General features: G+C 40.9%; 22 protein-coding genes. 11 read left to right on the top strand and 11 right to left on the bottom strand.

What is annotated here, in order from left to right:
- On the top strand, positions 1 to 521 hold a 521-nt coding region (locus tag NNC77_RS03965; protein WP_254986859.1), incomplete at its 5' end, for a hypothetical protein.
- A gap of 112 nt (positions 522 to 633) precedes the next feature.
- On the opposite strand, the gene NNC77_RS03960 is transcribed toward NNC77_RS03965, so the two are convergent.
- The 10 genes from NNC77_RS03960 to NNC77_RS03915 are packed head-to-tail and all read right to left on the bottom strand — an operon-like array spanning position 634 to position 12,460.
- Complete coding sequence (locus tag NNC77_RS03960) at positions 634 to 2,412, bottom strand: hypothetical protein (RefSeq protein WP_254969879.1); 1,779 nt, start codon at positions 2,410 to 2,412, stop codon at positions 634 to 636.
- Positions 2,413 to 2,439: 27 nt separating this feature from the next.
- Positions 2,440 to 3,399 (bottom strand): hypothetical protein, encoded by a 960-nt coding sequence (locus NNC77_RS03955; RefSeq protein WP_254969880.1) that lies wholly within the window; start codon positions 3,397 to 3,399, stop codon positions 2,440 to 2,442.
- Positions 3,400 to 3,403: 4 nt separating this feature from the next.
- Positions 3,404 to 4,102, bottom strand: a complete 699-nt coding sequence (locus NNC77_RS03950; RefSeq protein WP_254969881.1) for a hypothetical protein — start codon at positions 4,100 to 4,102, stop codon at positions 3,404 to 3,406.
- 3 nt (positions 4,103 to 4,105) lie between these two features.
- Positions 4,106 to 5,629 (bottom strand): serine/threonine protein kinase, encoded by a 1,524-nt coding sequence (locus NNC77_RS03945; protein ID WP_254969882.1) that lies wholly within the window; start codon positions 5,627 to 5,629, stop codon positions 4,106 to 4,108.
- 2 nt (positions 5,630 to 5,631) lie between these two features.
- The gene (locus NNC77_RS03940) at positions 5,632 to 7,065 is read right to left on the bottom strand and encodes a PP2C family protein-serine/threonine phosphatase (RefSeq protein WP_254969883.1); all 1,434 of its coding nucleotides are present in this window, start codon (positions 7,063 to 7,065) and stop codon (positions 5,632 to 5,634) included.
- On the bottom strand, positions 7,065 to 7,985 hold the full coding sequence (locus NNC77_RS03935; RefSeq protein ID WP_254969884.1) for a hypothetical protein: 921 nt from the start codon (positions 7,983 to 7,985) through the stop codon (positions 7,065 to 7,067). The genes NNC77_RS03940 and NNC77_RS03935 overlap by 1 nt, the downstream gene beginning before the upstream one ends.
- A gap of 8 nt (positions 7,986 to 7,993) precedes the next feature.
- A complete protein-coding gene (locus NNC77_RS03930) occupies positions 7,994 to 9,529 on the bottom strand; it encodes an FHA domain-containing protein (RefSeq protein ID WP_254969885.1) in 1,536 nt (511 codons plus the stop codon).
- A gap of 13 nt (positions 9,530 to 9,542) precedes the next feature.
- Positions 9,543 to 10,892, bottom strand: coding sequence for a protein kinase domain-containing protein (locus NNC77_RS03925; RefSeq protein WP_254969886.1), 1,350 nt, complete (start codon positions 10,890 to 10,892; stop codon positions 9,543 to 9,545).
- A gap of 26 nt (positions 10,893 to 10,918) precedes the next feature.
- A complete protein-coding gene (locus tag NNC77_RS16680) occupies positions 10,919 to 11,689 on the bottom strand; it encodes a zinc-ribbon domain-containing protein (protein WP_367398721.1) in 771 nt (256 codons plus the stop codon).
- A 33-nt stretch (positions 11,690 to 11,722) separates the two neighbouring features.
- On the bottom strand, positions 11,723 to 12,460 hold the full coding sequence (locus tag NNC77_RS03915) for a UpxY family transcription antiterminator (RefSeq protein WP_254969888.1): 738 nt from the start codon (positions 12,458 to 12,460) through the stop codon (positions 11,723 to 11,725).
- 1,154 nt (positions 12,461 to 13,614) lie between these two features.
- Between NNC77_RS03915 and NNC77_RS03910 the strand changes: the two genes are divergently transcribed.
- The 7 genes from NNC77_RS03910 (at position 13,615) to NNC77_RS03880 (ending at position 17,250) form a co-directional block, all read left to right on the top strand.
- Positions 13,615 to 14,214, top strand: a complete 600-nt coding sequence (locus tag NNC77_RS03910; RefSeq protein WP_254969889.1) for an HU family DNA-binding protein — start codon at positions 13,615 to 13,617, stop codon at positions 14,212 to 14,214.
- A 42-nt stretch (positions 14,215 to 14,256) separates the two neighbouring features.
- Positions 14,257 to 14,604 (top strand): AlbA family DNA-binding domain-containing protein, encoded by a 348-nt coding sequence (locus NNC77_RS03905; RefSeq protein WP_254969890.1) that lies wholly within the window; start codon positions 14,257 to 14,259, stop codon positions 14,602 to 14,604.
- 57 nt (positions 14,605 to 14,661) lie between these two features.
- Entirely contained in the window at positions 14,662 to 15,387 is a 726-nt protein-coding gene (locus NNC77_RS03900) for an ATP-binding protein (protein ID WP_254969891.1), read from the top strand.
- 230 nt (positions 15,388 to 15,617) lie between these two features.
- Positions 15,618 to 15,749, top strand: a complete 132-nt coding sequence (locus NNC77_RS03895; RefSeq protein WP_254954980.1) for a hypothetical protein — start codon at positions 15,618 to 15,620, stop codon at positions 15,747 to 15,749.
- A 189-nt stretch (positions 15,750 to 15,938) separates the two neighbouring features.
- The gene (locus tag NNC77_RS03890) at positions 15,939 to 16,085 is read left to right on the top strand and encodes an ATP-binding protein (protein ID WP_117693818.1); all 147 of its coding nucleotides are present in this window, start codon (positions 15,939 to 15,941) and stop codon (positions 16,083 to 16,085) included.
- 94 nt (positions 16,086 to 16,179) lie between these two features.
- A complete protein-coding gene (locus NNC77_RS03885) occupies positions 16,180 to 16,788 on the top strand; it encodes a hypothetical protein (protein ID WP_147346976.1) in 609 nt (202 codons plus the stop codon).
- A 141-nt stretch (positions 16,789 to 16,929) separates the two neighbouring features.
- Complete coding sequence (locus tag NNC77_RS03880) at positions 16,930 to 17,250, top strand: outer membrane beta-barrel protein (protein WP_118154102.1); 321 nt, start codon at positions 16,930 to 16,932, stop codon at positions 17,248 to 17,250.
- Positions 17,251 to 17,261: 11 nt separating this feature from the next.
- On the opposite strand, the gene pepI is transcribed toward NNC77_RS03880, so the two are convergent.
- Positions 17,262 to 18,143 (bottom strand): proline iminopeptidase, encoded by an 882-nt coding sequence (gene pepI, locus NNC77_RS03875; protein ID WP_254969893.1) that lies wholly within the window; start codon positions 18,141 to 18,143, stop codon positions 17,262 to 17,264.
- A gap of 168 nt (positions 18,144 to 18,311) precedes the next feature.
- Between pepI and NNC77_RS03870 the strand changes: the two genes are divergently transcribed.
- From NNC77_RS03870 to NNC77_RS03860, 3 genes are all read left to right on the top strand, one after another.
- Positions 18,312 to 18,914, top strand: a complete 603-nt coding sequence (locus NNC77_RS03870; protein WP_022120073.1) for a riboflavin synthase — start codon at positions 18,312 to 18,314, stop codon at positions 18,912 to 18,914.
- 271 nt (positions 18,915 to 19,185) lie between these two features.
- Entirely contained in the window at positions 19,186 to 20,055 is an 870-nt protein-coding gene (locus NNC77_RS03865) for an electron transfer flavoprotein subunit beta/FixA family protein (protein ID WP_235305062.1), read from the top strand.
- 13 nt (positions 20,056 to 20,068) lie between these two features.
- The gene (locus NNC77_RS03860) at positions 20,069 to 21,091 is read left to right on the top strand and encodes an electron transfer flavoprotein subunit alpha/FixB family protein (protein ID WP_006847062.1); all 1,023 of its coding nucleotides are present in this window, start codon (positions 20,069 to 20,071) and stop codon (positions 21,089 to 21,091) included.
- Positions 21,092 to 21,101 lie beyond the last annotated feature (10 nt).

Genomic DNA, 21,101 nt, shown 5'->3' with positions numbered 1-21,101 from the left:
AAGCTATCTGCATTTTTACCGACCTTACCAAAAAAGAAGCAAGCAAAGATGAACAGCGAAGTAAACTCTTGTTTGATACTGTTAATCAGGTGAAACAAGAGCTGAATGCCACATCAAAAATTGTGCAGGACAAACTTCACGCAATGGATAACACACCTCTGAAGAAAGTAGTGACTCACCGCTTTGAGCCAACCTCTAAGTATATTCTTCTTTTCGTCGTTGGCCTGGTTTTATCGCTTGTTTTCTCCATTTGGGGCAATCTCACCCAATGGCGAGAACATCAAGATTGGGAGGAGGCGGATTTGAAATATCGTGCCTTGCGAATGGTTCTCCCATCTGACGACCCGAACATTCGCTACATCGAAAAGAACTTCTCTGTATGCCGAGACGAAAATGTAATAAATGATGTGAGAAATCGTGTCACTGTTTACGAGGATTCTATTCGTCGCCTCCATGAAATGCTTGAAATGGCTGCTTACAAGGATAGCATAGCTAATAAACTTTGGGAAGAATCCAAGTGAATCAAACGAATATTAGAAAACAGGAAGTGACCCCATAATAACCTCTCTCATTGAATTGTCATAACATAAAAAATGCTCCACATAAAAACGTGGAGCATTTTTTATAAATGATTTAGAATGTATAAGCAACATTGAAAGCCCATTTGTTCATTCGTGTCTTATATCCATCACCAACATCTTGGTAACATTCATTATTTGTAATACCCTTTGAATAAGTTGCGCCTAAGGCAAAACCTTTAATTCGCATATTGAGTCCTATTTCTGCTGTCATATTCAAACGTTTTGGACCATAGATGTCATAACTATCAGTGTTGAACACTGGTTCCCCATAATAATCTGTTATGTCCTCATTATAGTCAGAATCATCAGCCTTATATGATGCTGCAATACCAATATTGAATCCGAGACCGCCATGTACCCACAATGCCACTTTGTTTCCAAATGGGAATCGGAACAAAGCATGAGCAGGTATATAAATATTGTGCTCTTGGAAGCTACTCCAATCATAATCATCATTCGAAGATATATACATTTCGTAATAAACACCAGAGTAGAATCCAAGTCCAAACTTAAAGCAAGGATGCACACCGACACCTATCTGGAAACCACGCAACCACTTGCTGTCACCTTCAAACCACGCAGGAGACTCCTTTACTTTCTCACCATTACCTGAAGTAACAATCTGTTTCTGAACATATCCAACAGAGATATCAACAGGAGTAGGACTATACTCTCTTTCCCAAGGCCATTGGAAATCCTTGCGTGTCTCTACTGCCAACTGTATATCTGACGGCATATTAGCACTTACTTTGATAGATTTTGTTCTTGACTTTTGTCCATAGTAAGTTGCATAATACTTAAAAGTTTGACCTATAGGTCGGGTAACTTCATAGGAGTTTCCACTTACTACTACACCCTCGTCTGTATTTTTTAGCATATTATTGTTTTCAAAAACAGAAGCACTTGTACCAGCCTGCTTACCATTGTACATTGGCGTAACAGTATAGGTCTTGGTATTAAAGATAGTTTTGGTCGTATTTCCATGCAGTGTTATCATATTCTTCACAGCATCAGGATTTCCAGGGAAATAAGCAATCACCTCGTATGCCTTTTCTGCAAGTTGCATATTAGGTTGGTACTCCATTTCCATTTCGCCATCTTTGATAACCAATCGTGCCCCCTCTGGCTTTGTTTTTAAGTTGAGAGTGTATTTTGCTCTACTATCATGGGTGTAGATTTTTGTATCATCCTTTATATCTACAGTACCACGAACACTTCCATCAGCAGCATATATAGTTGCTACATGGTCACCAGACGGAGCATTTTCTATCGTTATTCTACCATTGCTGTCGGCATAGTGCTTCTTCGTATCTCCATTAATAACGGCGTAAGCACCAGGCAATTGTGTATCTATAAGAACAGGAGCAGGGTCACGAAGTACAAGACGATAGACTTTTCCTGCTTGCAAGCCACCTTTCTTGTTACGAACTGTATATTTAGAAATTCCATATTCCGAGAAATTAATCAACAGAGACTGATATAAATTTCCTTTAGGAACAATACGTAGGCTATTACTATGTTGCTCTACCCAAATATAATTGGCATACCCACCTCCACCAGGAGACAACTTTCTATCTATCGACTTTGTTGGTCTTGGGTCCGTTGATTCCACTTCTCCTGGCATAAAGACTTTTACCAAGGCTGAGTTTGCCAACTTTCCAGAGAAATTTGACGGTGTGGTGACATCAAAATCACTTTTGTCAGCTTCAGTAAAAGAGACTATTTTCAACTCTCTTCCTAAAGCAGCTTGCTGTGCATTTGCTTCCATGCTAGAGAAGCCTACAGCTAACAGACCTATTGCCAAGGTCTTCATTAAAAACGCTTTAATCATAATACTCATTTTTTGTTTATAATCAGTTTATCTAAAATCATCTACCATTATGAAATCATCATCAGGTGTATCTTTAGGTTGCCAAGCTCTGACATGAATGACTGGAGGGTCTTCATTGAAATCCCAAAGCAGAAACAGATACCCTGTATCTTCATATTCCTTTCCGCTTTTGTTTTTACTCTTCCAATGCTGAATAAGGTTTACACCATAATAATTACTCATTGCTTCCGAATTAGCAGGCGATATCATTATCTCATCAAAAGAAACATCTATGTACTTATTGTTTCTAAACAACATAGCCAAATTATTCAAGTACTCTTCCTTATCTTGAACTGTATAGGTTGTTCTCTTTTTAATCTGTTGACTAAAGTCACCCGATTCTTTACGAGTTTCCACCCTACCTGTTATGATGAGAGCATCATCACTATAAATCTTTCTCAAAGACTCCAAATCCTTCTCATTATAATAATTGCGAAAATCCTCTACAAACTTCAATATTTCGTTCTTTCGGCGCACATCATACACTTCCTGTTCACCCTTTGGAACTGAAAGATGATTGTTCAAGAGAGCAAAGCCTACACGTGTGATATTTCCCGATTTATCAAAAGAAATGGTCAACTCTCTTGTCTTCGGGTCTGTACAATCTTCAGGCTGTCGAACAACCGTCGCCTGAATACCTCGTGCTTGATAACCACTCGTTAGTCCATAGCAAATGCTTTTAGCGTTGCTTTGACATGCAAAACCGAAATTTTCCCACAGCATTTTTAGACGTTCAGCAGCTACAGTTCCCACCTTTCCATTCAATTGCAAAGAACGTCCCTGCTCCGCTGCCAGATTTATCTCAGTCAGCAAGGCGGAAGCATTACGCTCCATTCTTGATTTCAAAGCAGCGTTATAGATACCATCTGTAAAATGGAATGAGACTTCTTGCGCCAAAATACTCACAGTCATGAGTACCCCCATAAAAACTAACAACAATTTTCTCATATCGCTATTTCTTTATTTTCTTCTTCAATTTATCCATGAAATCCTTTGGCAGTTCCTTTCCCATCAGTTGCCGAACATTTGATGTTGGAATAAATAGCCATGCCACCCCCTCAACAACAAGACCTTTATCTGCAACTTTCTTGATAGGCCAGGATAGATTTAGGACATGAAGCCATTTGTTCTCATTGTTGAAAAGAAATAAATCAACTTTCATCTCTTTCTTACCCATACCCTCTATGCCAACAAACATTTCATAGCCTTTGTTTCTACAAAAAGTCATCAATTGCTTGAATTGAATTTTTACACTATCAGATTGGTAACGATATTTTTGGAATTTCAATTTGATGTTGCCATCAGGCAATTCCCTATTCGGTAGGAGCAGCCGATTGGCAATCGTCTCTTTAGGATATTTTGCATCACAAAGAGGAACAAAACACTTGTCCTTACACTCATAATACGTAGCAGTAGAAATACCATCAACAATGTAAGTCTCTCCAGGATGCACATAAAAGTTTTCGCCTTCGACACGGCTCATCACAGTAGAATCATTGGTAATACGAGATAAAACATCCATCTTGGCAGCCACCTTCATCTGCGCAATGAAAGCATCCTCCATGGATTTACGCTTGGAATCTGCTTGTTGTGCCGAAGATGCGACACAACAGCACAAACTCATTGTCATAAATAATAGTAGTCGTCTCATTTTTTATTCTCCTAACATAATAGTTTCTGTAGTTCCATCAGATTTATACCATTTGCCAAAACTCAGATGCCCATTGACATACGATCCTTCCACTTTATCTCCAGTCTCAGCAATACGCCCCTTAGGATCACGAGAGTCGATACGATGGTTTGAAGAGAACCTCATTATTCCTCTGCCATCAGGCTTTCCACTCTTTATACCTCCTTCCCAAGTTGCATATCCTAGAGAAAGAGTTCCTTGTCTGGCAGTACTGGCCTGAGTTTCAACTTTTGGTGCAACTACCCTTACAGACTTAGGTTTTACTTTTGCGATTGCAGAACTTGTTTTTTTCTCTTCTTTAGTTACCACAACCTTCTTTTTTGTTGCCTCAGGCGATTTCGCAGGCGTCACTTCCTTTACCACCTTAACAGTATTCCCCTTTGGTTGTTCTTCACGAGTTCCATTCCATACGAAGAATACAGCCAAAGCAAGAACTACAACAGCAGTCAACCCAAATAAAGGTTTCTTCCACCAAGTATTTGAAGCAATAGGCTCAGAATAGTTGGCATGTTCATCTATTTCCTGCTTGCTTTCACTCTGAGTATTGCCAATAGCTCCACTTACATGAGGATTGGTTGCCCTTGGATCACTCTTTTCACCTTTTACAGTGGAAGTTGCTTTCCCTTTCATGTTTGCGATGAGTTCTTCAACGCATACCTCACCTTGTGAATCTATAACTTCCTTAGCTATTTTTTCCACTTGGTCAGCCCTAGCTCTATCCCAAGTTTCCTTTTCCAGACACCATCGCATGATGTCATTGAGATTCTTAGACCATCCAGCACCAAGCAATGGAATCTCCGCCCCTTGGTTCATCATTACGCCACCCATACCAGAAAAGGGCAGTTCCCCTTCTGCAAGTTCATAGATAGATGCACCAAGAGACCATACATCACTTGCCAGAATGGGTTCTGGATTGGCAGAAAAACGTTCTGGTCCCATATAAGCTGGTGCACCAGCCTTCAAAGCCCGAGTCGATTGCTTGCTCATCGTATTGCGTATTCGCTTACTGATGCCAAAGTCTGTTATGAGGAAAGTTCCATCCGAAGCTATCAGTACATTGTCCGGCTTGATGTCTTGATGGACTATAGGCTCAGGCTTGACATGGTGCAGATAGGCAAGTCCTGCTGCCACATCATGGATAAATCGCCATATTGTACGTTCATCTTCCGATGTCGGTCTGAGTGTACCAACCATATCACCAGCAGAACCTGAGTCACAAAACCTCATCGTCAGCCAAGGATAATCTTGCCATACCCCAAAGTCCTTTGTCACCAATAGATTCGGATGTTCAAGACCAGCAGCTATACGGTATTCCTGTATAAACTCCTCACGGCCTTTGTGGTCAAGAGCCACATAAAACTTAATGGCTACATTTTCGTCCTTGGCTTTGTCATAGGCCAACCATACTTGCCCGAACGTACCACGTCCCTTGTACTCTTTCAGCACATAACGACCATTAATTTCTTCACCTTGTTGTATCTCAACCATAGTTACTTGCTTTGTTCTTGTTTTTTCTTCACTGGTGTAACTTCGTCTTTATCGCTACCTTTGGCAGGAACAGGAGTCAGTTTGTCTTGACCATTTTCCATTGGAACCAACTTAAAGCCACCCGTCTTACTCGTTTTGGAAGGTTTGTTTTCTCCTTGCTTAGCGTCTTTCTTTCCGTCTTGTTGCTTCTTCTCCAACTGTACTGGTCGTTTTTTTTCGTTATGACTTTTATTCTCTGCTTTCTGAAGCTTCTTAACTTTAATCTTCTTTTTTGGAAAATCAACATTCACCGTGTCAACATTTTCCTTGACTTTTGTGGAATCTACAGACTCTACCTTAGATGGAGTTTCAACATTTTTCTTCCCTTTTCCATGAAAGTTCAATCCTGCAATCACACCACAGAGCAATAAGAAACAAAATACGGAAGCCAACACTATTTTTTTTCGTGAAACTCGAATCGTCAATCCATCAAAAGTTTTATTGAGTGGTTTTTCTTGGGGACTTGCTGAACCTACAATTCCCTTCGTTCTCTCTTTAGCCACACAATCACCTGCCCCAGAGCATATCTTACAAAGTATGACAGTTACGTTGTCATACCAATCAGCCTTCTCTGCCGCTATCCACAGAGCCTCTCTACATTCACGAAGAGATTCTTGATGGTTTCTAATAATGTCTTCAAGATTATCACCAGGGTAAAGTTGTCCATTTTCATCATACGTTTTCTTGTCACGCAACACGCCACTCAAACCATCGCTACAGAGAAGGATGATATCATTATTGCACACTTTAAACAAGCGTGACTCTGGCTTTGCCTTTTGAGTCGTATCGCCAAGACTGCGAGTAACAATGTTTCCTTGCGGATGCTCGAAAGTTTGCTCGTATGTAATGATGCCTTTGTTGGCTAGTTCCTGTACATAAGAGTGGTCTCTTGACAGTGGTTCGATACCTGTTACTGGATTAAAACGATACGCACGGCTATCACCAATCCAAGTCAATGTCAACTCGCCATTTACAATCCATGCCATAATGAGTGTAGAACCCATCCCTTCATGTTCGCTATTGATCCGAGCATCCTCTTTGATCCGACGATCTGTCTCTCGAACCACCTCTTCCAAATAACGGCTACGGCTTTCATGGGTTGCAGACAACTGTGCCGTTATCTTTCCTGGGGCAAAGAACTCAGCCACCGTGTCATGGGCTATTTGCGAGGCAACCTCTCCTGCATTCATGCCACCCATGCCATCGGCTACAGCCATCAGCATACCACAATCTGAAAGCAAGATATCTTCATCGGCAACCAAATGACTAGGAGTATTATCCCCTAGGTCATCATCTACATAATAGTTGTCCTCATTGCCTTCGAGAGGGGCATTCGGGGCGTACTTGCCTGCAGCATCCGTCCATGCCGCCATACGGAAAATAATATGCTCTGCCATTATTTCTTGCCTTTCTTGTTTTGTTTCTTATTGCCTTTCTTTACATAGACATCATCTTCAACAGGAGTCAAACTATCTTTAGTTACATTTGGCTCAACGTTACTTTCCTTTTGCAACCCATCATTTTCTTTTATGCCAACAAAAGGAAATGAAACATTCCATTTATCTTCCTTCTCTGTTATTATACCACAAAGCAAGAACTTCACTACACCTACACCTGTTACGCTTGGTACAATGAAAATACCGCCAAGGATATTTTTATCTTTTGGTGGCAACACACTTTCCTTTCCATCTGTTGCCACATTCAGTTCTTTTTCTATGTAAACAAAAGACAACTTAGCCGTTTTATTCAAATCAGCATCCTTATCAGTATAAGCCCAAACTACCCATCCCTTTTGAACACCTTCTACTATATCATAATCCAAGCCTTTTCCTTTAAATATATTTGATTTAAAACAATAAGCCTCTAAAGGGTTCATAGTCTCTTGCAGAGAATATGTTAGAGAATCATAGTCTGTTTTTTCCCCTTGTTCTGTATATTCTGATAAATATGGAACAGGCTTATACCCATCCCGATAACTATTAAACTTAGAGTTGTACTCCCAAGGTCTAACCGCTTTGTCCGTCAACAAGAAACCATCCCTCAACTTTACACCAAATGTGATTTCCGTACCGAACTCGTCATGGTTATTCAGTCCATATAATTCACCAGTCTTTTTATCGGCAACTTGAAAACTCTGTCGTGAAAGGAAAAAAGCAGAACACACTGCATCTATCACTAAACCTTTATCCAAAGCTTGCCCTACATTATCTATCCCTTTCAATAGATCTTCACGGATGATTTGCCCAGGAATGACCTTTTGAGAATAAGAAAATGAAGCACATAAAAAACAAAAAAATAAAATAAAAAACTTTTTCATATCAATTATCATCTTAAATTACAAAGTGGAACAATACCTCCCATATGTTGTCCTGTACCAAAAGATACAATACCTATAGCCTTCGGCTTACCATTGTCATTATAGAAAACTGGACCTCCAGAATTACCATGTTCGTAATTATTACCCGTTATAAGGATAACTCCACCCTTTAACCCTCTACTGGATGTCTGGCAAGAACCATAAAGACAAGAACCTCCATCTGCTTTCATTCCAAGCGGATAACCTAACACTTGAAGTTTTACCCCTGCAGGTAAAGAAGAAGACAAAGAAGCATCCCCAGGAATATTTCCACTCTTGTTTGCTCTAGCATAAGCCCAATCGTTTCCTCCACCTGTGGAGACCCTTACTTTTATCTTGCCTTCCTCATCTATAGCCATGGTTCTTTCTTCACTCGTTGGCATCCTAAAGTTTGTAGATAGTAGTTTTATTTCATCCGTAGGAGAAGTAGCTAATATATAGGATACTAATTTTACTCCATTTTCTCCTGCCATACCAGACAACAAAAGAGCTTCGTGTGTATCGTCTTTCATTTTCGACACATATGACTTTAGAAAACTAGCAACATCGAATTTCCAACCTTCAACACAATGCTTGGCTGTCACGAATCTTCCATCCGACAACAAGAAACCAGTACCTGTCCATCCTATATATCCGCCATCAGAAGTTTCCAATGGTATTCTCTGACCATTATATACTGCCATCACTACAGCCTGAATAAAATATATATTCTTCTCATAAGCCTGTAAATTAGCAGCTTCTCCACCAGTACTACTTGTCCCAACATGAGTACCAGTTCCACCACGTACTACAACCGTTTTTCTTATTGGACGCTGTTTAAGCTTTAACAAAGAATCCAATCTTTTTTGTTCTTTGGCAGATTCTGCCATAAGTTTCTCCAATTCTCCATTCTTACCTTTCAACGTTTCTAGTCTTTGTTGAGCATCAGCTATCAATCTCTCATATTCATTACCGCGGAGATAGCTCCATGTTCCCAAACCACCTACAGATAGGACTAAAAGTATTGACAAAACTGCTATCGCATACTTATAAGGTCTCAAAGCTTGCTGTCCAAACAAAGATAGTCGGCGTGTAAGCCCAAGCGAACCTACCGTACCTTTCTTTCCAGAAGGAGTAATGAACCCCATCTTGGGACCATTCACAGAAAGTTGGATTTCATCACCATTCTGGAGATACCATTCCTTCTGAACTTGATGCCCATTAAGGAATGTCGAATTGGTCTGCGACAACTGAACCAATTTCCAATTGTCCCCATCACGCACAATAGCTGCATGACGACGAGAAACAGTTGGAAACGATTCGTCAAATCTGACTTGGCAAGTAGAAGCTCGTCCAAGTTCAATCTGGTCAACAATAATCTGCTGATTTTCACCAGTTTTGTGATACTTAGAAGAAATCTTGTGCTCCAAGATATAAAAACGGCGGTCTGAGCCTAGCACAGACTGTACACCTGCTCCAATAGAGCCTTTGAGCGTTCGCTTGTAGCGTTGAGTTGGTTGAGTCATATTTAAATTGTTTTTAAGTGTCCCACTTGCTTTTAAAAGAATACTTTCTAGAGTTTGCTTTCGGATAACCTTCCACACGTAATTTTGTATCACCAATGGTTATGATGTCTCCCACTTGTAGCACAAAGCCATGACTACCTACCTCTGTGGAATTGACATAAGTACCATTCATACTATTTTTCCATTGCCGATTGCGCCATTGACCATCACGTATAATCCACAGACCGGTCTCGGCATTTTGTTCCAAAGTACAATGACAACGAGAGATATAAGCATTCAAGGTGTCTTTAATCGGTATTGAATTGACAACTTCATCGTCCTCTCTTCCCATCGTCAGCAAACGGCATACACCATTCACCATATCATCTAGCTTATATATCTTGCCATACTCTTCTCCTTGCATAATATGCAGTTGAATGCCACTGTCACCTTGGCTCCATGATTCAAACGAAGTTTTCAAGGTTGGTCGATAATCTTTTGCCTTAATAGACTGCGGCATTAACGCCAGAACATCATCAACACTCTGAAGCCTTTCCTTGAAATTAGGTATCAAACAACCTTCCACCATTTTCTCCCATTGAGTTCCATTTGGCACTTGTTGCAAAAGTGTTCGATTCCACATCCCCTTACGACCTCGTTCTACATAGGCAGGCAAGTCGGCTTCCGTAGCACATTCACCGTATGGCAGCTCATAAGTAAGAAGTTGATACATCATGACACCAAAAGAAAATATGTCAGTAGTCGGAAGTACAGTAGCATTGCCTCTCCTTGGATTTATTTGCTCAGGAGGCATATAAGGAAATGTACCAAACTGTTGTTGTGGGATACCAAATATTCCTCGTTGAGTAAGTCGGTTATTCTGGTCGCCCGATATACCGAAATCTGTAAGTATTGCCGTTCCATCTTCTCTTATCAGAACATTTTCAGGTTTCAAATCACGATGAACCTTTCCCCGCTGATGCAAGTCACGAAGTCCATAAAGTACATCACGCCCTACAGCTGCGAAATCGACATTCCCTTTTTCGGCAGCCGTCATCAGGTCGCCATAAGGACAATACTCCATGACAATGTAAGGATTACCGCCGACTTGTCCTTTGGTGTAAGAATGTACGAGATAGTTACTTTCAATATGACCTGTCTCATACTCCATATCGAAACGTTTCAACAGTTCCTCTCGTTCTGCGGATGGCGACTCCCATAACTTCAGGAGTTTCAAGGCATATACCTTTCCATCATTCCCATTTACTTTATACACGCAGCCGAAAGTTCCTGCACCAAGCATTTTTTCCACAAGATAATCATTGTCAATTCTGTCACCAGAACAAAATTCACAACGTTCACATTGTATGTAATGACTGCTCATATATATAATAAGGTGAAAATTCCAAACTAATCTCTGAACTCGAAAAGACGGTTGCCTAAAGCAATAACATCTCCAGACTGCAACTTAGTCTTTCTGGAAACACGAATCATCGTAGAGTGCTGGTCGCTCAAATCCTCGATATACCAATCTTTCCCATCATTGGTAAGCACTGCTTGCTCACGAGACGTTATAGATTGGTTGTTAGGGTCTGTGTTCGCACGATTCAAAACGATTCTTTGCCCCGAATATGAAATAGGAGCATATTCCGTGTTTTCACGAGACCAAGGCATTGGCTTTAAAGAACAGAAATCATTACCTTGTGGGTTATCCCAAGCATTGACAGTTCCACGCATAGTTAATGGTTGCCCACATGAAGGACAGAATTTTGCACTTCGCAGCACATCCGCTCCACATTTCGGACACTGCTTATTACCTGCCTGTGACTTCTGATAAATGCTACTAACTTTCTGTTGCATTCTCTCACATTGTTCTCGATTTCGAGAAGTTCCACACTGTGGGCAAATGTTCATTACAGGTGACAAGCTGTAACCACAATTACGGCAAACATCATTTTGATTTTCTGTACTTCCGCTATTACTCTCAGGGGAAAGATTACCACCAAAAGCAACTGCCTCTCTTAATGTAGAACAAAGTGGAGAAGACGCTTCTTGATTATAGTCATTTTGTTGAATAGATTTATCTGCGTCCAAGTTATTTTGACTACTTAGGGCTGAACCACATCTTTCACAGCAAACAACTCCATCAGGATTTTGCCATCCACAATTATTACATCTCATATTTTATTGTTTTATTTATATATTTTAAAATTATCAGACAATTGGATCTAAATAAGGGGTTGGAATATAGGCTGTTACAGCAGTAACCAAACCATTCATTATTACAGCTACTCTCTGTTGCCCTTTATAGCGTGCCACTGTTCCTATAACTCCAGCAAATGCTCCTTTGGTAATACGCACCAATTGCCCTGTCTCGAATTTTGGTATTTCCTCATTAGAAATTATAATGTCATCAACTTCGGCTGCACATACTATCTTCAAGCTTTCCATCTGATAGTTTGGTACTATTATTGGTGTTTTCTCAATTTTACAACCAACGTGAATATGACGATAATAAAAACGGAGAAATGGAAGGTTTACATTGTCATAAACATAAGTCTTAATTTCTTCTTCGGTGCCATAAGCGAAAAAAATATTGGGTAAACGAGATTCTGTAATAATTTTGCGCTTACCTTTGACAAGTTTAACAACATCCTTGGTGGGATAGAAAGCAGTAACACCTCTTGCTACCATATAATCATATGCTTTCTTCTCTCTACCATATGTAGTGCGAAGTGCATACCAATGAGGAACACTTTTTTCTTTGCTACAAATACGCTTAGAAGTAATTCCTGAAAAGGCACTTTTGGTGGACACCCCTGTTTGTGAACTCGTAGATGAAACAATGTTTCGAGCTTCGGGGAGGGCATTGGATGTAAGTCCAACGCAGGGAGGCATTCTTACTCCTCCTTCAGCGCAAACATCTTGCGATGTTCGTTCATAGATTTCCATATCGGTGTTAACTTATTCTAAGCAGAACCCAGTTAATAATAGGCACAAAAAAGCGTGGAATCGTCCTGTTGTCTATTCCACGAACTGAGGCTCTTGCATTGCCTATTATAGTTGAACAGACAACGTCAGAGCCCACGCCGATATGAAAATCATTACCGTTAAGAGACCTATATAATACATTTGATTGCATCCAAAAGGGTACAATCCATGCTTACAAGGTCTCCACGGGATTGATGTAATCACACCCGGGACATCTACCGTTGGCTACGTTCAAGACTATAATAAACTTTCATTTGCAAGATTCCAGTCCGTCTTAAACACAGCGTCAGATAAACGCCTTTTATATGTCTTGACTCTCTTCCCACCCATAGCCCGCTTATTACCGAGAAAGTTGTTTGGACTTCTCAGCTTTCAGCTCGGCGTTGGCTGTCTGTTTGTCTGCATTGAGAGAATTCAAATAGGCATACAGACTTGAGAGCCGTGACAAATTTAAGTATTTTTCTTGAAATACGGACAATATTTTGCCGTTTTTTTGTCAATAAGGTATAATTTTAACATTTTACCGATATTTAGTGCCGTATTTAAAACTATGTAGCCACAAAATGAACAAAGCGAACATTATTATACAGTTAAATTTTTACAACGATATTAACCTTATTCTTCTTTTTTGAAAATGTGAATGGAGAGAAAAACTTAAGATTTTATAAAAACAGAGCAGAATATGTTGTTTTTCAAAAAATAAATATAACTTTGCACTCGTAATCAAAGCGTTCTTTGTATATTGCAAAGTTGAGAAAGAAAAAGAATATAGCTCGTTTCTAAATCGTTAGCAGTTACATTCTTTGAAATACTTAATTCGTTGATATTCAATTAATAAAAGATTTTATTGTGACTCAAATTATGCAAGGAAGCTATTATAACGATGCAAGAAAGCTATTATAAAGATTGCGTGACATTTGTCATGTGATTATACGACACTTATCATACGGTCGGATGACAAATGCCGTATAATCACATGACATATACCAATGTTTAAATAAACCTAATAGTTTACACCAAAAGATACAAGTTATCACATTATTATATATATTTGCATCATCTTTCATAGAAGACAAAGAATATAGAAAACAACGAACCATCAAACAACAAGAAATATGGAACTGAAATACGACATTTACACTCTCAACAATGCCCAGGGCACAGGAGAAAAGCGCCAATACGTTCGTATCGTGCAGCATGAACCTATGACCGAGAAGCAATTGCAAGAGAAAATCCAGAACCGCTGCTCACTCACCAAGGGAGATGTGGCTGCGGTGTTGGCAGAGCTTCACGACCTTATGGTGGAAGAATTCTCCATAGGACGCCGCTTTTATATCCCAGAGATAGGCTACTTCTCCATGTCGGCTAGCCTAGAGATGCCAGAGGAGAATCCAGACAAGAAGATTACGGGCAAGGAAGTACGCATCACCGGCATCAACTTCCGACCAGAAGGTAAGCTAATGGAGGAAGTACAGCGCAACGTCCACTTTGTCCGCTCTCGTTATTCCAACCAATCTACAAAATACTCCGAAGAAAAGATGTTGGAGAAAATCAAGGAGTATCTTCAAAAGAATCGCTACATCACCACACGTATCATGCGCATCCACTTCGGCTTGACTCCATACATGGCTCAGAAGTGGCTCACTCATTTCTGCGAGAAGGGTATCATGGTGAAGGAAGGCACCCAGCATGCTCCTATCTATTTCTTGAAGTGAAGGGAGGAAGAAATTCTATATTTCAATTTAATCATCATTATTATGACAAAGGAAGAACTGATAGACAGAATCAACGACATCGAATGGGAGGACTTCGAGGCTAAGGAGGCCAAGAGCGAACTCCCTAAGAATATATGGGAAACCGTAAGTGCATTCGCCAATACTTCCGGCGGATGGATAGTGCTTGGAGTAAAGCAGAATGGCAAGAAGTTTGAAATATCAGGAGTTGACAATGCAGAGAAGTTGGAACAAGACTTCTTGGGCACCTTGCGTTCCCAAAAGTTCAATGAGCCAGTCGATGCCAAGAGCATGCTCTATCATATAGATGGACACAGGTTTTTCTGGATGGATTTGGTGGAGATTCCTGGCAGAAGCGTGAGAGAAGCCTGAACACGCTATACCTATCGCATCCCAGAGCAAGAGAACCTTTGGGAGTATTTTCAGATTATGATCAGACGATTGCGCCTAATAGTAGATACTCCTTTCATGATGAACGATGAGGGTTTCAATGTGGAAGACCGCTCGCAGTTTAAGATTTTGCGAGAAGCATTGGTCAACATGCTCTCCCACTTCGATCCATTCAGCACCATCCACTCGTGCATTCATATCTATACCGACAGAGTCGAGTTCTTCAATGCTGGTGGCTATCCTGTGCCTATATCCCAACTGGGCAACCATCTCTATTCCAATCCTCGCAACCCGATTATCGCCAAGATATTCAGACTGGTAAATCTATCAGAAACCATCGGTTATGGTTTCGACATGATGAATGAGTGGAAGGAAATCACAGGAAATGACGTGACTTTTGAGAGTGATATCTGCACCAGCACTGTCACTTTTTGGCTGGATAGTGACAAAGCTAGTGACAGAGCTACTAACAGAGCTACTAACAGAGCTACTAACAGAGCTACTAACAGAGCTGAAGGTGATAATACATATACAGATGCAACAGACAAAGTTGTATCCATTCTTAAGTTCTGCAAAGAACCAAAATACAGAAAGGAAATATACGATTTAATTGGTGTTACGTATCAACAATGGAACTTCAAGGCATTCATCGAACCTTTGCTACTTCATGATTATCTGGAACTTACGGTACCAGACAAGCCGACAAGTCCTAAGCAGCAATACAGAACGACCAAAAAGGGTTTGTTGTTCTTGGAGACAATATAAACAATACGACTCTGTCGCTTTTTTAGTACTGAACGACAGAGTCAACGATATAGTCAACGACAGAGTCAGCAATTACTAACTCTGTTACTTTTCACGAAATAGTAACAGAGCTATAGTAACTATGTCGGTAACCATGTTGGTAACTATGTCACAAAAAAGAATAAAAATAAAGTTCATCTCTTCGAGAAAGATTCTTCACTACTTTGGGATGCAGTGATAAACGTAGATCCATGGAAATTCAGAATCATGCTACAGGTATGCCAAGGACAATTACGATGAAGGCATCAAGACTGGCTGCAAGCGAGAATTTGGGTATGAGTGGAATGCCAATGACATGCAAAAGCATCAAGAAAAAATGCTAATTTTCATTATGAAGCCAACACTATAGAAGTTACAAAAGCAACAACAATTCTGCAAAAAGTGCCGATACTGATGCCAAAAGTGCTTAAAAAATCGACTTTTGGCACCACTATCGGCACTTTTCTATGTTTTTCTGCTTATTTTTCGATATTTTATAGTATCTTTGCCCCATCATCAAAACGACAAAAGATATGCAGCAAAATATAATCGGAAGAAAGCGAGAAATCAACTTGTTGGAGAATTGCATCAACTCCAATAAGTCTGAGTTTGTCGCCATCTATGGCAGAAGAAGAATTGGAAAGACCCATCTTGTAAAGCAACTATTGGGCAAATCATAAATATAAACTAACTAAGCCCCTTTTTAAAGTGGGTTCAGTAATTCTAATATATCTGCTTATGTTAATATTTCTCCCAAAAGACAAAATAGACATTATGCAAAGAATGATTATCACTCTTTGCATAATGTCTATTCCTTTTTTCCAATCGTTTTCTAAAAGGTATTCAAAGACAAAGTTAAAGATAGATATTCCTTCTGAGAATATTCATTTTAGAATGCAAGTATATAAAGGCAAAAACTATTTCATTTTACCGAAAGTAGCTTTAAACTCTTTAAATAAATATATGGATAATGAAAGAATTTGGCAATGGCAGAAAACATATATTATTGGCAAATCAAATGTAATATTAGACAGTTTAAAAGTTGGAGACATCGTTGGAGATATATGTACTGGTTTTTATAAAATTCGTAAGAAAACTTCTTTTAGATTATTATATTTTATTCCGCCACAAAAAATAGGAAGTGTCATATTACCTTATATGTATAATGAAAAAGCAAATAGACTTTATGTTAAAAATATTAGTGATTATATAACTACACCGGATACAAAATACCTCTATTCTATAGATGATAATCACCTTATATGGATAGAAAATACACCATCTTATGAAAAAATACCGAATGAAGTATGTCGTTTGCAGATATATAATCATCCACCTCTAAGCGTAGAGAGAGAATTAAAGGAAGAATATTTTAAGAAATAAGAGTTCTAATGGCTTAAAACACAACTAAATAACTTTGCTTGAAAGGGAAAAATAAAATAAAATTCGAGAGTGTAAACTAAACTGTGTCAAACTACAATAAATGTAGTTTGACACAGTTTTTTAATTATGGACAACTTATAAATCGTTTACTTTAATAAAGAGTTTAAATGGAACAGCCGTGGAAACAAGGAGAACATGCAGCTCAGTTCTTCCTCTAGCCTCAATGCCAAGCTTTACAAGGCTTTCTGCAAGAATCGTTTCTCGGTTACGCTTGAAGCTAACGACATCTTCAACAAAAGCAATCGTGACATACGATTCTACAATAAGGATGTTACGTTTTGGCAAAGCAGCACTAGCGATATCCGTTCCTTGCTCTTGACATTCCAGTATAACTTCAATACGTCAAGAAGTCGATACAAGGGTCAAGGTGCTGGTAATGAGGAATTGAATCGCTTCAAATAATTCTAAAGAGCCTAATCTTTCTCCTCCAACCATTCTTCCAGCACCTGGCAATACTCATCGTTTTGCTCGGCGAAAGGCATATGTCTTGCCCCTACGAAGAGATGCCACTTGGAATCTTGGATACCATCATAGAGGGTCTTTGCCACCAATGGAGTACAGAGGTCATTGGTGCCACTCATCACCAAGCAAGGCACTTGAATCTCGCCAAGGCGGTCGGTGTAATCATAATCACGGAGCGTACCTGTAGGAGTGTATTCGTTTGGTCCCCAACCATGGAGATAAGCCTCAGCACCAGCACGCTTCTTCCGGCGAAGACACTCTGGACTATCCTCCGTCACCTCACTGGCACAATGCAAGAGCATGAAGTGCTCATTCGCCTTGGCATACGCCTCGCTCGAAAAGTCATCCTTCGCCTCAGCCTCGGCAATGGCACGCTGGTCTTCCTCCGACATAAACTTAATCATACGATGTTGCTCACTTGCCCACAGTTTGCTGCTCGAAAGGGTGCTGCTGAGGATGGCTGACTTCACGCCCTTTGCTTGCTTCTCTATCAGATAGATGATGGCGAGCATGCCACCCCACGACTGTCCTAAGAGATGAAAATGGTCGATGTGGAGATAGTCGATGAGGGCACAGAGTTCTTTGAGCCATGTCTCAGGAGTCCAGAGTTCGGGATGTCCCTCTACAAAAGAATTGCCACAACCCAACTGGTCGTACATGATGACGGCACGCCCTGTCTCCGCTACTCTATCCAAGAGCTCAAAATAGTTGTGGGTACTGCCTGGTCCACCATGCAAGAGGATGATAGGGCTCTTGCCCTCCTCTGTTTTACCTACGATACGATAATATGTTTGATAGCCCATGAAGGGCATATATCCTTCCTTGATTTCCATTGTCTTCAAATGTTTATATATTATAATGTGCAAAAATATAAAAAATATGGCAATTAAACAAATATATCTTGCTTATTTTATCAAAAGAACTTAAATAATTTGGCTGTTTCTAGCTAATGCAATATCTTTGCATTCTAAATAATAATGAAACCAAATAAAATAGAATATATGTTTAGTGGAATCGTAGAAGAAATGGCTACCGTCGTAGCTATCAGACATGATAAGGAGAACATCGACTTTACGTTGAAGTGCTCTTTCGTTGATGAACTCGGCATCGACCAGAGCGTGGCGCACAACGGCGTCTGCCTCACCGTAGTGGAAATAAAAGACGGCACCTATACCGTTACCGCCATGAAGGAAACCCTGGACCGCAGTAATCTGGGACTGCTCAAGGTAGGCGACAAGGTGAACGTAGAGCGTTCTATGGTGATGAACGGCCGTCTGGATGGTCATATCGTACAGGGACACGTGGACGAGACTGCCAAATGTATCGCAATGAAAGACGCTGATGGCTCTACTTATTTTACTTTCGAATATGAGCTCAATAAGGAAATGGCAAGAAAAGGCTATTTCACGGTGGACAAGGGCAGCGTTACCGTTAACGGCGTTTCGCTCACCGTCTGTGATCCTACAGACAACACATTTACCGTTGCCATCATTCCTTATACCAGAGAGAATACCAACTTCTGCGACATCGAAGTGGGAACGGTAGTGAATATCGAATTCGACATTCTGGGCAAATATATCGCTCGACTCAAGAGCTTTGAATAAGCCAGCAAAGTTAAGTACGGACGTTCTAAAAAACTTGCACATTTCTTGCGTTTTGCGCACAAAGCAAGACTAAATGGGCATTTTTTTAATAAAATATTTGCGTAAGCCATAAAAAAGTGTTACTTTTGCCCCCGTGTTTTGTCCCAAATTGAACATTGGACAGTAACTTATTGGACGATAGCAAGTCTGACAATCGCACTAGACGACGTACAACTTGAGTACTGAGCACTAACAAACTTAGGAAATTATAACAATAACCATTTTTAAAAATATGAGTTTAAAAATCGTAGTACTTGCCAAGCAAGTACCTGACACAAGAAATGTGGGTAAGGATGCGATGACCGCCGAAGGCACAGTAAATCGTGCTGCCCTTCCTGCAATCTTCAATCCTGAAGATTTGAACGCATTGGAGCAGGCTCTCCGATTGAAAGAGCAGAATCCAGGTTCTACAGTTGGTATTTTGACTATGGGTCCTCCACGTGCTGGCGAAATCATCCGCCAGGGTCTTTATCGTGGTGCTGATACAGGTTGGTTGCTTACCGACCGTCTCTTTGCCGGTGCTGACACATTGGCTACTTCCTATGCCCTTGCTACCGGAATCCAGAAAATTGGTGACGTAGACATCGTAATCGGTGGTCGCCAGGCTATCGATGGTGATACAGCCCAGGTAGGTCCGCAGGTGGCTCAGAAGTTGGGATTGAACCAGGTAACCTACGCAGAGGAAATCCTCAAGGTAGAGAATGGCAAGGCTACTATACGCCGCCTCATTGACGGTGGTGTGGAGACTGTTGAGGCTCCATTGCCATTGGTAATTACCGTAAACGGAAGTGCTGCTCCATGTCGCCCATGCAACGTGAAGCTCGTGATGAAATATAAATACGCTACCTGCCCTATGGAGCGCAAGGGTGATGAGCCTTGGGCCAACCTCTATGAAGAGCGCCCTTACCTCACTCTGAACCAGTGGAGTGTTGCCGATGTTGACGGCGACCCTGCACAGTGCGGTTTGAGCGGTTCACCTACCAAGGTGAAGGCCGTGAAGAACATCGTGTTCCAGGCTAAGGAAAGCAAGACCTTGACCAGCAGCGATGAAGACATCGACGGACTGATGAAGGAATTGTTGAACGAAAGTATTATCGGATAATTTTGAAAAGACAATGAACAACGTATTTGTATATTGCGAGGTAGAAGGCACAACCGTTGCCGAAGTATCTCAGGAATTGCTCACCAAGGGTCGTAAGCTCGCTAACCAGCAGGGCGTGGAGCTCCATGCCATCGTAGCAGGTACCGGCATCAAGGGTCAGGTAGAGGATCAGATTCTCCCTTATGGTGTAGATAAATTATTTGTTTTCGATGCTGAGGGATTGTTCCCATATACTTCAGCTCCTCATACAGACATTCTCGTCAACCTCTTCAAGGAGGAGAAGCCTCAGATTGCATTGATGGGTGCTACCGTTATCGGTCGCGACCTCGGTCCTCGTGTTTCTTCTTCATTGACCAGTGGTCTTACCGCCGACTGTACAGAACTTGAAATCGGTGATTACGACGATAAGAAGAGCGGCAAGCACTACGAGGGTCTGCTCTATCAGATTCGTCCTGCCTTCGGTGGTAACATCGTGGCTACTATCGTAAACCCAGACCACCGTCCACAGATGGCTACAGTCCGCTCTGGCGTGATGCAGAAGAGCATCTACGAGGGTGAGTGCAAGAAGGAAGTAGTTTACCCTGAGGTAAGCAAGTATGTTCCTGCTGAGGACTTCGTAGTAAAGGTACTCGACCACCACGTAGAGGCTGCCAAGCACAACCTGAAGGGTTCTGCCATCGTCGTAGCCGGCGGTTATGGCGTAGGAAGCAAGGAAGGCTTCGACCAGCTCTTCGAATTGGCTCATCTCCTCCATGGTGAGGTAGGTGCTTCCCGTGCTGCAGTAGATGCAGGTTGGGTAGATCACGACCGTCAGATTGGTCAGACTGGTGTTACCGTTCATCCTAAGGTATATATCGCTTGCGGAATCTCTGGTCAGATTCAGCACATCGCCGGTATGCAGGATTCAGGCATCATCATCTCTGTAAACAACGATCCTGATGCTCCAATCAACAAGATTGCCGACTACGTTATCAACGGCAATGTTGAAGATGTGGTTCCTAAGCTCATCAAGTACTACAAGCAGAATTCTAAGTAATCTGCATTAC

The sequence above is a fragment of the Segatella copri genome, from assembly GCF_024330485.1.
Taxonomy (GTDB): Bacteria; Bacteroidota; Bacteroidia; order Bacteroidales; family Bacteroidaceae; genus Prevotella; species Prevotella copri_L.
Note: the sequence above shows the minus strand (reverse complement) of the source record. Positions and strands in the feature narration are given on the sequence as shown.